The sequence below is a fragment of the Mesorhizobium sp. WSM4821 genome (assembly GCF_055901555.1).
In genome coordinates this window covers 2,505,565-2,517,904 of sequence record NZ_CM148371.1, presented here as the reverse complement: position 1 = coordinate 2,517,904, position 12,340 = coordinate 2,505,565, and the positions used below count along the sequence as shown (strand labels likewise).

General features: G+C 61.1%; 15 protein-coding genes. 4 read left to right on the top strand and 11 right to left on the bottom strand.

Going from position 1 to position 12,340, the window contains the following annotated elements:
* Nucleotides 1–6 precede the first annotated feature (6 nt).
* From AC0NID_RS12050 to AC0NID_RS12035, 4 genes are read left to right on the top strand one after another with little or no spacing between them, the layout of a single operon-like run.
* A complete protein-coding gene (locus AC0NID_RS12050; protein WP_473454677.1) occupies nucleotides 7–1,008 on the top strand; it encodes an ABC transporter permease in 1,002 nt (333 codons plus the stop codon).
* Between the two features lie 4 nt (nucleotides 1,009–1,012).
* Entirely contained in the window at nucleotides 1,013–1,876 is an 864-nt protein-coding gene (locus AC0NID_RS12045; protein ID WP_473454678.1) for an ABC transporter permease, read from the top strand.
* The gene (locus tag AC0NID_RS12040) at nucleotides 1,873–2,937 is read left to right on the top strand and encodes an ABC transporter ATP-binding protein (RefSeq protein ID WP_473454679.1); all 1,065 of its coding nucleotides are present in this window, start codon (nucleotides 1,873–1,875) and stop codon (nucleotides 2,935–2,937) included. The genes AC0NID_RS12045 and AC0NID_RS12040 overlap by 4 nt, the downstream gene beginning before the upstream one ends.
* Nucleotides 2,934–3,755 carry an ABC transporter ATP-binding protein gene (locus AC0NID_RS12035; protein ID WP_473454680.1) on the top strand — a complete coding sequence of 274 codons (822 nt, stop codon included), beginning with the start codon at nucleotides 2,934–2,936 and terminating at the stop codon, nucleotides 3,753–3,755. The genes AC0NID_RS12040 and AC0NID_RS12035 overlap by 4 nt, the downstream gene beginning before the upstream one ends.
* Nucleotides 3,756–3,888: 133 nt before the next feature.
* On the opposite strand, the gene AC0NID_RS12030 is transcribed toward AC0NID_RS12035, so the two are convergent.
* The 11 genes from AC0NID_RS12030 to AC0NID_RS11980 form a co-directional block, all read right to left on the bottom strand.
* Nucleotides 3,889–4,716: a D-glutamate cyclase family protein gene (locus tag AC0NID_RS12030; RefSeq protein ID WP_473454681.1), complete on the bottom strand. Its 828-nt coding sequence runs from the start codon at nucleotides 4,714–4,716 to the stop codon at nucleotides 3,889–3,891.
* Nucleotides 4,717–4,886: 170 nt separating this feature from the next.
* A complete protein-coding gene (gene sctT / locus AC0NID_RS12025) occupies nucleotides 4,887–5,708 on the bottom strand; it encodes a type III secretion system export apparatus subunit SctT (protein ID WP_473454682.1) in 822 nt (273 codons plus the stop codon).
* Nucleotides 5,709–5,711: 3 nt separating this feature from the next.
* Complete coding sequence (locus AC0NID_RS12020; RefSeq protein ID WP_473454683.1) at nucleotides 5,712–5,981, bottom strand: EscS/YscS/HrcS family type III secretion system export apparatus protein; 270 nt, start codon at nucleotides 5,979–5,981, stop codon at nucleotides 5,712–5,714.
* Nucleotides 5,982–5,999: 18 nt separating this feature from the next.
* Nucleotides 6,000–6,653: a type III secretion system export apparatus subunit SctR gene (sctR, locus tag AC0NID_RS12015; RefSeq protein WP_473454684.1), complete on the bottom strand. Its 654-nt coding sequence runs from the start codon at nucleotides 6,651–6,653 to the stop codon at nucleotides 6,000–6,002.
* Nucleotides 6,646–7,842 carry a type III secretion system cytoplasmic ring protein SctQ gene (gene sctQ, locus AC0NID_RS12010; protein WP_473454685.1) on the bottom strand — a complete coding sequence of 399 codons (1,197 nt, stop codon included), beginning with the start codon at nucleotides 7,840–7,842 and terminating at the stop codon, nucleotides 6,646–6,648. The genes sctR and sctQ overlap by 8 nt, the downstream gene beginning before the upstream one ends.
* Nucleotides 7,784–8,272 carry a hypothetical protein gene (locus tag AC0NID_RS12005; RefSeq protein ID WP_473454686.1) on the bottom strand — a complete coding sequence of 163 codons (489 nt, stop codon included), beginning with the start codon at nucleotides 8,270–8,272 and terminating at the stop codon, nucleotides 7,784–7,786. The genes sctQ and AC0NID_RS12005 overlap by 59 nt, the downstream gene beginning before the upstream one ends.
* Nucleotides 8,259–9,617 carry a FliI/YscN family ATPase gene (locus AC0NID_RS12000; protein WP_473454687.1) on the bottom strand — a complete coding sequence of 453 codons (1,359 nt, stop codon included), beginning with the start codon at nucleotides 9,615–9,617 and terminating at the stop codon, nucleotides 8,259–8,261. Before AC0NID_RS12000 ends, AC0NID_RS12005 begins: the two co-directional genes overlap by 14 nt.
* Complete coding sequence (gene sctL / locus AC0NID_RS11995) at nucleotides 9,614–10,234, bottom strand: type III secretion system stator protein SctL (protein WP_473454688.1); 621 nt, start codon at nucleotides 10,232–10,234, stop codon at nucleotides 9,614–9,616. Before sctL ends, AC0NID_RS12000 begins: the two co-directional genes overlap by 4 nt.
* Nucleotides 10,235–10,239: 5 nt before the next feature.
* Nucleotides 10,240–10,860 carry a SctK family type III secretion system sorting platform protein gene (locus AC0NID_RS11990; RefSeq protein WP_473454689.1) on the bottom strand — a complete coding sequence of 207 codons (621 nt, stop codon included), beginning with the start codon at nucleotides 10,858–10,860 and terminating at the stop codon, nucleotides 10,240–10,242.
* Nucleotides 10,857–11,612 carry a type III secretion system inner membrane ring lipoprotein SctJ gene (sctJ, locus tag AC0NID_RS11985; RefSeq protein ID WP_474033437.1) on the bottom strand — a complete coding sequence of 252 codons (756 nt, stop codon included), beginning with the start codon at nucleotides 11,610–11,612 and terminating at the stop codon, nucleotides 10,857–10,859. The genes AC0NID_RS11990 and sctJ overlap by 4 nt, the downstream gene beginning before the upstream one ends.
* Nucleotides 11,613–11,706: 94 nt before the next feature.
* On the bottom strand, nucleotides 11,707–12,339 hold the full coding sequence (locus AC0NID_RS11980) for a hypothetical protein (RefSeq protein ID WP_473454691.1): 633 nt from the start codon (nucleotides 12,337–12,339) through the stop codon (nucleotides 11,707–11,709).
* Nucleotide 12,340 lies beyond the last annotated feature (1 nt).

The window sequence follows — 12,340 nt, the reverse complement described above, 5'->3', positions numbered from 1 at the left end:
GAAGCGATGAGAACCTACGCGCTCTATCTCGTCAGACGCTTCGCACAGTTCATTCTGGTCGTCTTCATCGGCATCAATATCGCATATCTCATCACCCACCTCACGCCGGTCGATCCTGTCGAGCAGGCGATCAGCTCCGTCACCATGTTTGGCCAGTCCAGCCCCGAGATGGTCGAGGTGATGCGCAAGACGCTGCGCGAGCTCTATGGCCTCGAAGGCTCGGCGTGGGAGCAGTACGTCTCCTTCTGGAAGCGCATGGCGACGGGTGATTTCGGGCCGTCGCTGTCGGCGTTCCCGACGCCGGTCTCGACGCTGATCTGGCAGGCGCTGCCATGGACACTCGGCCTGCTCGTCTGCTCGACGCTTATCGCCTGGATAGTCGGCAATTTTCTCGGCGGCCTCGCCGGCTACTATCGCAAGAACAGCCTGCTCAAGGCCCTTGGCATTCTGGCCATGAGCCTGCAACCGATCCCCTACTACATCGTCGCTTTCATTCTCCTCGTCGTCTTCGGCTTCCTCTGGCCGGTCCTCCCAATCAGCGGCGGCGCCGAGATGAACATTGACCGGCAGGGCTTTGCCTTCGCCGCCAGCATCGTCAAGCATTCCATCCTGCCCGCACTGTCGCTCGTGCTCGTCGGGTTGGGCGCTTGGTTCATCGGCATGCGCTCGCTCGTCTCCAACATCGTGACGGAGGACTACGTCACCTACGCCGAGCTTGGTGGCGTCGATCGTCGCCGCATCCTGTTCTCCTACGTCATGCGCAATGCGCTTTCGCCTCAGTTGACCGGACTTGCACTGTCGCTCGGCGCCATCTTCAACGGCGCAATCATCACCGAATTCGTGTTCGGCTACCCCGGCATGGGCACGCTGCTGGTCCGGGCCGTGAATGCGGGCGATTACAGCCTGGTGCTAGGCATCACATCCGTGTCGATCATCGCGGTGGCATCTGCGATCCTCGTCATCGACATAATTTATCCGCTGCTCGATCCCCGCGTGGCGCGGAGTTGATCTGATGCTGAAGACAGTCCGCGACCTCTTCCGCTACAATCTCGAATTCGCGCTCGGCGCGATCCTGATCCTGATCGTTTTCGGCTTTGCGGCCGCCTCGTTCTTCTCGCCCTATCCGCCGATGGACAGCTACGTCGTCGCACCGGACGTTCCCCCGTCATGGGCGTATCCGTTCGGCACCAATTCGCGCGGGCAGGACGTGTTCTGGCAGCTTACTCTCGCCATCCGCAACTCGCTGCTGTTCGGCCTTTCCGTCGCCCTGATGAGCCGTATCCTGTCGCTGCTGGTCGGGCTGGTTGCCGGCTATGCCGGCGGCATTACCGATCGCATCCTGATGACGATCAACGACACCTTCGTCGTGATCCCGCTGTTTCCGATTCTGGTGCTGTTCTTCTTCATGATGCGCGACAACATGTCGTGGCCGATGCTGGCCGTCGCCATGGCGTCGCTCGGCTGGCCCTATGACGCGCGGCTCATTCGCTCGGTGGCGCTCAGCCTCAGGACGCGCGAGTTCACCGCGATGAGCGTCTTTTCCGGCATGAGCACCCGCCAAATCCTCGTGGAGGAGCATCTGCCCTATGTGCTTCCCATCGTCTTCTCCACCACGCTCAACAACATGAACTGGTCGATCGGACTGGAAGTGACGCTGTCGGTGATCGGCTTCACCAACATCGAGACGCCGACGATCGGCACGATGATCTACTGGGCCAACCAGCACACTGCGATGGTCGCCGGCGTCTGGTGGTGGATCCTTTTCCCCGTCGTCCTGGTCATCATGACCTTCCTGGGGCTCTATCTGCTTTCGGTATCGATGAACGAATATATCGATCCGAGAAGCCGCCTGACCCGCATGGGAGGCCAGCCATGAACGCGCGGCCGCGCGCGAATCGGTCGGCGGACGCCATGCTCGACGTCAAGAATCTTCGCGCCTACTACGTCATGCAGTATTTCGGCACGCAGCGCGAGGTGCGCGCCGTCGACGACATTTCGCTGCAGGTCGGCAGGAACGAGATTTACGGTCTCGCCGGCGAATCGAGTTCCGGCAAGACCACCTTCATCAAGACCATCGCCGCGGCCATCCGGCCGCCGCTCACCGTCATCGGCGGCTCAATCCGCTACAGCTTCCTCGACCGCGACATCTATAGGCTCGACCGCGCGGCGCTATCGGCGATCCGCTGGCGCTGTCTCTCCTATATTCCGCAAGGCTCGATGAACGTGCTCAATCCGGTCCGGCGTGTGCGCGAGTCCTTCATCGATTTCGCGCTTCCCCATATGGGCCTGCCGAAGCACCAATTCTTCGCGGCAATCGTCGCGCATCTGGAACGTCTCCAGCTCACGCCCGGCGTGCTCGATGCCTATCCCCACGAGCTTTCGGGTGGCATGCGCCAGCGCATCGCGATTGCGCTTGCCACCGTCTGCCGGCCCGATTTCATCATCGCCGACGAACCGACGACGGCGCTCGACGTGGTTGTGCAGAAAAGCGTTCTCGAACTGATCCGCGAGGCGCAGCGGGAGATCGGCTCGTCGATGATCTTTGTCACCCACGACATGGCCGTTCACGCCAACATCTCCGACCGCCTCGGCATCATGTATGCGGGGCGTCTGGTGGAGGAGGCGCCCACGGCCGAGATCTTCAGGAGCCCGAGGCACCCCTATACGCAGCATCTCATCGCCAGCCTGCCGCGGATCGGCGACCTCTCGGCCAAGCGGGCGCTCACCGGCGCGCCGCCCAGTCTGGCCGAGCCGCCGAGCGGCTGCCGGTTTCATCCGCGCTGTCCGCTCGCCATGGACATCTGCCGCGAGACGCATCCCGAACTGGTCAGCATCGATCCTCGCCATCGCGTCGCTTGCCACGCAGTAGGTCCCGCCGTTGGGCCGGATCGGGTATTCGCGGCAGCAGTGAAACAACCGACCGGGCTCGTTCAATGACGGGCGATCTGCTGAGCCTTGAAGGGGTGACGAAGAGCTACGCGTCTGGCGGGCTGCTGGCGCGCAAAACCTTCAATGCGGTCGATGAGGTGAGTTTCGCGCTCGATGCGTCGCGGCCTGAAATCTTCGCAATCATCGGCGAGTCGGGCAGCGGCAAGACGACGCTCGCCCGCATGATTCTCAACATGGTTCCGGCGAGCGCAGGCACGATCCGCTTCCGCGACAAGGCGCTCGCGACAATCCGCGGCCGGCGCGCGCGGATCGATTTCATGCGGCAGGTGCAGCCGATCTTCCAGAACCCGTACGAGGCCTTCAACCCGCTGAAGCGCGTCGATCGCTATCTCTACGCCACGGCTCGCCGCCTGGCGGGCGTGGGCCGAGAAGAGGTGGACCGCGTGTGCGACGAGGCGCTACGCAAGGTCGGCCTGTCATTGGCGGAGGTCCGCGGGCGCTTTCCGCATGAGCTGTCCGGCGGCCAGTTGCAGCGCACCGCGATCGCCCGCGCGCTGATCTCCGGTCCCGCGCTGCTCGTCGCCGACGAGCCCGTCTCGATGGTCGACGCATCGCTCAGGATGTCCATCGTCGAACTGTTCAAGGCGCTTCGCGACGAACTCGGCGTGTCGATCGTCTACATCACCCACGACCTCGCCACCGCCTATCATATCAGCGACCGCATCATCATCATGCAGAAGGGTCGCGTGGTGGAGCGCGGTGATGCCCGGGCAGTGCTCGACAATCCGCAGAACCCGTATTCGAAACTCCTGAAAAGCGCGGTGCTTTCACCCGACAATGTCGAAACCGATGAGAAGGTTGATTGATACCCGCACGGTCTGGAGTCCATCGAGGACCGGCGCACGAGCGCGAGGCAGGTTCTGACATCTCGGCTACGGTGCGCAACGCGTCCGCAGCGAGCCAGATAAGACAAAGCGCGCCGAGAGGCCAGACGGACTGCTAGTAGACCTTGAAAGTGCCGGCATCGGCCAGCGCATCCACATCGGTAATCAGCATGTGTCCCGGCGATACCGTGATCGAGGTCGCGAGTTCGGCACGAGCAAGCGCATCCTGTGCAGTTATGCTGCTGGCCCAGAATACAGGGACCTCCCCGTCCATGATTTTGACCGCATCGCCCCATTCGGGAGCCATCAAGTCGGCTATTCCGATGAGCGTGGGATCTCCGACATGGATGGGAGAGCCGTGAGCATGCGGGAAGCGTGCGGTGAGGGCGCGAACCCTGTCGACATAGCAATGTCTTATCGGGCGCATCGAGACGACCATTTCACCACCAAACGGTCCGAAGCGCCAAGTCTTGATCCTGGTTCGGAACTTGGGTGAGGCCTTCCCGGAGCCGATGCGGCGGAGTTTCACGCCCTTCTCGGCAAGTGCAGTCTCGACGGTAAGCGAACTGCCGAGCGCGAAAGCGGCAAAATCATCCCGCCACAGGTCGATGATGTCCGTTTTCTGACAGGCCAGCTCCCCGAAGTGATAAATGTTGTACTGGGGGGCATCGGTGCGGATGTCGATATCGCCCAGCGCTGGAATCAATGGACTGCCGGCGCGACTCACGCCGACCAATGGACAGGGTTTCGGGTTGCGGATGCAAAACTGGTAGAAATCGCTGGCAAAGCTGCGGGGCACGATCACAACATTGGCCTGGAGCTTGCCGCGCGCCAGCCCCCCTGTATGCCCGTTATAGGCGCCGATCCTGACAAGCCTGCGCAGCCTATCCGCATCGATTGATCGCAGGTCCTCGACGATCGGTGAAGTGGTCTGGCGAGCCATGGCTTCCGAGGGGTATGCGCGTTTCAGAGACAAGTCGGGAGGGCGTAAGATCGTTGGCAGCTCGGCCGCTTGTCAAATCGTCAAAATCTTTCCTCAACGATAAATTGTATTTATTGGCCGACCAACGATAGCTCCTTATACGATCAGCGTTAGCGCAAATCTCCCTGTTCTCATCGACAGCTCCGGCAGCCGATCGCTTCTATCTGTCGGCCTGCCTCGTTCAGGAAGCCAAGGTCTCGATTCATGTAGAAGAGCAGGAAAGCGGAATAGAGTACAAAGACGAGGCTAAACACCAGCGTCTTCACGATCAGCGATAGCGCAAAAACATTCAGGTGCGGTGAGGCGCGCGCCAAGAAAGCCAGCACAATGTCGGACAAGAGCATGCTGATGATGAGCGGGAAAACGAGGGTCAATGCCATCATCAGAATGCGGTTCAGCAGATCGAGGAAGATTCCGGCTGCATCCTTGCTGAACACGGGCAGAAGTTGGTCAATCGGCCAAAGGCCATAGCTGTCGTAGAGGCTGGTCAAAGAGAGTTCGAGGCCGCCGGCGGCCAGGTAGATCGTGACCATGATGACGGCGAGCAAGGTGCCGGTGGCACTCGTCTCATGCGTCATCATCGGATCGATCAGCGTCCCCATCGTGGAGCCGCGCTGCAGGTCCAGGATATCGCCCGCAGCCTCGGCCGCCCAGAACGGTATGCCCATCGCCAGCCCGAGCGTTACCCCGACCACGACCTCCTTGAGCATGTACACGACGATCATCGTCGTCGCGATGTCAGTGTTTGTCAGTTTGTTCACGATCATCGGAAAGACCGGAACCGCCAACGCCAGAGCAACGCCGTTACGCAGAAGGCCGGATAGCGGCACACGCGAAAAGAGCGGCATCAGGAGCATGAATCCGGTCATGCGAGCGAGCGCGAAAGCCCCCACCAAAAGATAGAACTGAAGCTCCTTGACCGATGCGAAGAATGGTTCGACCGGCATCTGCATGTCTCAACGCGTCACGACGGGGAATTCGTCCAGCGCCGTTGAGGCCTGCTCCGCGATCTGCTGGCCAAGCAGCGGGCCGAAGACCATGATGACCAGCAGGATGACGACGAGCTTAATCGTCTGCGGCAGCGACTGGTCCTGAATTTGCGTCAGCGCCTGGGCAAGGCCGACAAGGATGCCGACAGCCAGCGCCGCGATGATCGCTGGGCTGGACGCGAACAACACCGTCAGAAGCGCGCTTTGGACCTTCGCCAGGATGAAGTCATTGCTCATGCAAACCTCCCAGCGGCGTCAGCCGTAACTCAGGATGAGGCCGTGCATCAGCCGCGACCAGCCATCTATGGCGACGAAAAGGAACAGTTTCAGCGGGATCGAAATGAGGACCGGCGAGACCATGATCATGCCGAGCGTCATCAGGATGTTCGCGACAACGATGTCGATGATCAGGAAGGGAAGGTAAAGCAGAAAGCCTATTTCAAACGCGCGAGTAAGCTCAGACGCGACAAAGGCAGGAACGAGTATCGAAAGATCGTCGTCTTTCAGATTCTGGCGTGCCTGTTCCGGCCACAGGCGGTTTGTTCCGTCGAGAAAGAACTGCCGCTCTTCCGGCTGCGTGAATTTGATAAGGTGCTGCTGCAATGGTTCCCTGACCAGTTGCGCCGCCCTGGCGAGGTCGTCCGTAGTCTGGAACTGAACCTGCCCGTCCTGAAGCCGGCCCGACATCTCGCTCAGCAACGGCGTCGTGACATAGACCGTGAGCACGAGCGCTATGCCGTAGAGGACCAAATTGGGCGGCATCTGCTGAACGCCGAGCGCATTGCGGATGAGGAACAGCACGACCGATATTTTCAGGAATCCGGTCATGGTGACGACCGCCAGCGGCAGCAAACCGACGAAGCCGACGGCGATCAGAATCCCAAGGAGGTTGGGCGAATTGTCAAGCATTGTCGAACATGCGGGCGATCCGCACGCCCAGGCTCTCTCCAATCCGCACGATCTCGCCACGGCCGACCCGCTTGCCATTGGCGATGATGTCGACCATCTCCTTCGTCACATTGGCGAGCGGAACGATAGCGCCGGGCGCAAGCTGCCTTACCTCGCCCAGAGGCATTGCCGTGCGGCCAAGCTCGAAGGCAAGCGCAACCGGCAACTCGTCCAGAGTTGCTTCTTCCAACGTCTGGCCGGCATTCGGCGGCGTGTTCTGATTCATGGTCCACTCCCATTTCGATCCGGCGATTGCAGTCGGGGCGGCAAGCAATTGCGGCCCACCGGCAGTCAGGGCGACCGAGGCATAAAGGCGCTCGGCAATGACGAGTGCCGCCACACCTTCTGCCTCTTCGTCATCGAAAAGCACGACATCGTCGGGCTGCAGACTTTGAAGCTCACCAAGGCTGATTGTAAGCGCGTTGCGCCAAAGGCAGACTGGTAACGGGAATTCGGCAGGAACCGGGAGCCTCGCTTTCCCGATCTCGTCAAGAAAGCTCCCGGCCCGCACGGCCAGACCGACGCTGTCGGTGTGTAAGGCACAATCTATAATTTCGTCCTTGCCGGTCAGGACGAAAGCCAACGCCGCTTCAACCAAAACGGTGTCTCTTGGTTCGATCGACGTGATCGCGATGCTCTCGCCCAGCTTGCTCTCGATCCATTCGAGATCATCTTCGAATACGGACTCCAACAGCAGTGCGGCGTGAGCGGGTGCCAGTCGTTTCATGTCGACCAGCTCGTCGGCCTTGGCAAGACCTCGTTCGACAACCGAAAGGGGCAGGCGCAATTTGCCCGCCGTGTCTCCGACGGTAAACGCAATCGTGCACAGCGGCTGGTCCACAGGCTTCGGGGCCGGCCAGAGCGCCTCGATCGCCATGGTTTTCCCCGCAATCGTGATCTCGGCGGGAGCACGGCGGCGGTAGAAGGCGTTCCATGCCCCAACCTCCACAGCCGTAACAGATTCCAATATCAGCGGCTTGCCAACGCTCGAGCGTGTGGCCGTGGGTCTCACCGGTCCTACCTGCGCTTTCTTTTTTGCCGACGCCAAGGCCTGAGGCATCACACTTCCATATTCACGACCACTGATTGGACTATCGTTCCGTAGGCAAGCGCAGTGGACTGCGCTCGTCTTCCTCGGAAAGCTCGGCAAGCGCCAGGCGACGACGCGCAGTGCGTTTGGTCAGATGCTCCAACAGCCCGTCCAGCTTCGTCACGGCCTTCATGCTCGCGCGATGATCATTGCGGGCTGCCGATAACGCCGCTTTCCGTCGTTGCTCGGTGACGCCGGCCATCTTCTCGTTTTCCCGAAGCTGCTCGGTTTGCCTGGCGGCGATCTCGAACTGCCCCTGGATCCTATAAAGGCTGGTCGCCTTCACCGGTTGTCCAACAAGCGAACCGAACGCTGCATCCTCGGCGTCGGCTGTGCGCTGCAGGTGTTCCGTGACCGCGGTGGCTGCCTCCTGAACCTCGCCGGCGGCCCGGTTCGCAGCGGCATAGCTCCTTATGACCGCTTCGTTTGCGCGCTTTTCACCGCGGCGCCTGAGCTCGCGCAATCGTGCGATTATGTCACGACCTTTCATTGACGATCCCCCGCATGCGTTCGCGTGTCTTCTCGATGGTTTCGAATGTGGCTGACGGCTGCCTCAGGAAGGCGTTGATGGTGTCGATCTTCGCCACCGCCTCGTCCGCCATCGCATCGCTGCCCTTTTCGTATTCACCGACGCGCAGCAGTAGTTCGACGTCGGCGTAGCGAGCGAGCAGCTCCCGTAAGCGGCCGGCGTCCGACCGATGCTCAGATGCCACCACCGTGTCCATGAGGCGGCTCCGGCTGCGCAGCACGTCAATGGCCGGGAAATGATTGCGCTGCGCAAGTTCGTTGGACAGGAAGACATGGCCATCGAGAAGGGCCTGGATTTCTTCGGCGACCGGGTCCAGCGTGCCGTCGCCTTCCAGAAGAACGCTGTAGAGGCTTGTGATGGAACCGACGCGACCGGGCCCTGAGCGCTCAAGCAGACGTGGCAAGACCGCGAACAGCGAAGACGGAAAACCGCGACGCGTCGGCGGCTCGCCTGAAGCGAGGCCAATTTCGCGCTGCGCGCGGGCAAACCTCGTTATGTTGTCCATTGCAAGCAACACATGCTTGCCTTGGTCGCGAAAATATTCGGCAATACTGGTCGCCACATAGGCGGCCTTGACGCGCTCTATCGCAGGCCGGTCTGACGTCGCGACGACGATGATTGCCCGCGCCAGCCCTTCCGGCCCGAGCTGACGCTCGATGAATTCGCGCACTTCACGTCCGCGTTCGCCGACAAGAGCAACCACGGCAACATCTGCGTCGGTGCCACTGACGATATCCGAAAGCAGGATGGACTTGCCGACACCAGGCTCGCCGAAGATGCCGACGCGCTGTCCCCGCGCGCAGGTGAGAAGTCCATCGAGCGCGCGGATTCCGAGCTGGATAGGCTCGGAAATCAAACTGCGCTCCAGCGGAGATGGCGGATAGGCATTGACCGGATAGCTGCCGGTAATGCCATCCGGCGAAAGCGGCTTGCCATCCAATGGCTCGCCGAGCGCGCTGATCACTCGACCAAGCAGGCCAGGCCCGACGGGCGCCAGTTGGGCCGTTCCGGTCGGAATGACTTCGGTCAGACTTGAAAGACCGGTCAGATCGCCAAGCGGAACAAGGATCGCCATCTCGTCCATGAGCCCAACGACTTCCGCCTTGGTCACCCTGCCGGTCCCGGGATCGACGAGTTCGCATATCTCGCCGATCCGGACCTCCTCCACCGTCGCGTGAATGACGGTGCCAGTCACCCGCCGTACACGCCCTTTCCTGGGCCTGCTGGCATCGTCGCGCAGGCCGGAACGCAGGTTCGGAACGATGGACGCGAGGCGGCTCTCGATCTTGGCGTCGGGACTTGTCATGCCTTCGCCTCGGCCTTCGATGAAATCGCAGCGGCAATTGCATTGAGCTGTGCGTCGATACTGGCATCAATGACGGCAATGTCGGTCGAGAGGATGCAGGTGCCCCTCGCGAGCGTATCAGCCGCGTCGATCTCAACCGTCAGGCCCAAGTTACTCTCGCGCAGGACCGCATCCAGTTTCTCGCGAACCCTGTCAACGGAACCGGGATGAACTCGGACCTTCAGATATTTGGCGCGGCGAATTTCAGTAACGGCCTGCCCGGCTGCCTTGGCGACAAGCATGCTCACGTCGAATTCTCCCAGCACTCGCCTGACGACATCGAGGGCTAGATTGACGATTTCGGCTTCCAGCCCACCAAGATAGCGATCTACCTTGACTGCGGTCTCGCTCACCAAACGCGTGGCATCCGCGTCGCCTTGCGACTTGCCGTCTTCATAGCCCTGCGCATATTCAACCGCATAGGCTCGCCGAGCAGCGTCACGCAACTGCTGCGCATCACGTCTGGCTTCGTCGAGAAAAGCGTACCCATCTTGCCAGGCGCGTACCTCTGCAGCGCGCAGGATGCGGGCGAAAGGGCGCTTCGGCACACCAGCGGTCGCTTTGCCCGGTTCGACCATCTCGTCTAACTCATCGCTCGTCGAACAATGGCCGGACCAGTCTCGACAAATGGTGCGGCTGTCTGGTCAACAAGCTCGTGCGGCATCAACTTGAGGCGAACCCGCATGCTCGTATCGCCGGGCATCGCCTGACACCAGGCGCCGAGGCAACTCAAGCCGTCGGCATAGACACGACCATGAATATCTTCCAGGGGCTCCAACGGCTGCGTTGGACCGGCCAGATCGCGGTTGGCGACTGCAAAAGTGCACAGATCCGCGCCGAGTGCCGCCTGCAACGCGGCCGCTTCGCGTCCGTCAATGACGGCGGCCAGACTGCCGGCCCAGTAGATCGCGCCCGAGCGAAGTGCAAGTTCCTCCAACTCCTCAACTGATGACAAAGCGATCGCCCGATCCACCTCGTCGGCCGGTTCGTTGGACACAACGCCGCTGAGTCCGTAATGGTCGAGCAGAAGCTCCGACAATCGTTCATGCAGGCGTTGCGACTGTAGCATACGCTGGCAGGCGGCCTCGCCGATCGCGCCGTCAAAGCATTGCGCAAGTCGGGCCACATCCGCATAGCCTGCAGGATTGGACGTGAATGTCCGCCATTCCGGGCTGGCGGTTTGTTTCGAGCCGGCCTGGATCATGTCTTCTTCACGGGCATTGCAGAAGCGTCGAGCGCATACACACCGGGCCGTCGATACCGCTGGACGTAAGCCAGCCGGGCAGCCAGCGCGAGTATGACCGCCGCCATGCCGTAGAACAGCCACATCGCGGCGGCGAGGCTGTCCGGATGCAGCCAGAGGCCGAAAAATGTTGTAAACCCTGCCTCACCGGTTCCCTGCACTGGGGCTGTAGCGGCCACCGGAATGAGTGTCACGGATACGTTGTCATAGGTCAGTCCGGCGATGCCTTTGGCCACCAGCATCTTGACCTGCGGAATCAGCTCATCCATCGGAACGGATGCGCGATGCCGGATGAAGACGGAGGCGGACGATGGCACCAGTCGCTGTCTCAACGGATCGTTTTCGGGTAGAACGAGATGAACGCGCGCCGAAAGCACGCCGTCGATATCCGAGATCGTCTGCGACAGCTCCTGGCTTAGGCCATAGATCATCGTCGCGCGCTCCTCCACCGGCGAGGATACAAGCCCGTCTCTCTTGAACACCTCGCCGAGCGTCTGGAACTCTTGTTTGGGCAATCCGCTTTCGTCCAGAATCGCCATGGCTTCGGCGAAACGGTCCTTCTGCACGGAAACTGTCATTTTGCCGTCCTTGCCGGCCTCGCGTTGGGCCGGAATCCCGTGACGCATCAACGTGGCCACTATCTCGTTGGCCTGCCGCTGGTTGAGGTTGGAATACAGCTCAACCGAGCACGCCTGGAGCACGAGCATGCCCATGACAATGAGCGCGACGCGGCACCGCACACCGCATCGATTCAATAGTGTTGACCGCCGCGGCAGGGGTAGCGTGTGCACGAACACTCCGTAGCGCTTACTGTTGCTTGATCAGCGTGCTGGTTGACGATGTAACGGCCGTCACGCTGCTCGTAACCACCTCGAGATTGGCGGCTGCCCACATCACCGAAATGGATCGTTCGAGGAGTTGCTCGGCATTCTTTGCGATGGCGTTTTCGCCTTCCTTGCCTGACGAGGCGGTCTTGCCGGCGGTCTCCTGCATGGTGGCCGTTTCTGCATCCATGGGGGCATTTGCCTGGCCAAGGGCCTTCTGGACCTGCTGCATTGTTCCTTCCAGCGACTGAACCGCGGCACCGAACAATGCCGACGTATCCTTGAACGCCCCGCCCCCTGATTTTTCCACCTCGGCCAGATAGTCGAAGAGTTTGTGTTCGACGACCGGCTCGGTCCTTTCCAATTTGGAGGATTGCCCGGCCATTGCCGGATTGGCTCCGGAAGATGCCTGCGCCACCTGCTGGCCTGCCCGTGTTGCGACATCACCGCGCTCAGGCATAGTAACCTTGGCGGCATCATGCTTTTCCTGATTGGCACCCACCATTCGGTTACCCGGCTGCGCTGCCGTGCCGGTGGTGATCTGCTGTTGCGAAGCTATGCTGGTGGTCAAGTTTGCCAGCGTGGCTTCCAGGGCTCCAATCGGCGCGATTTGCATG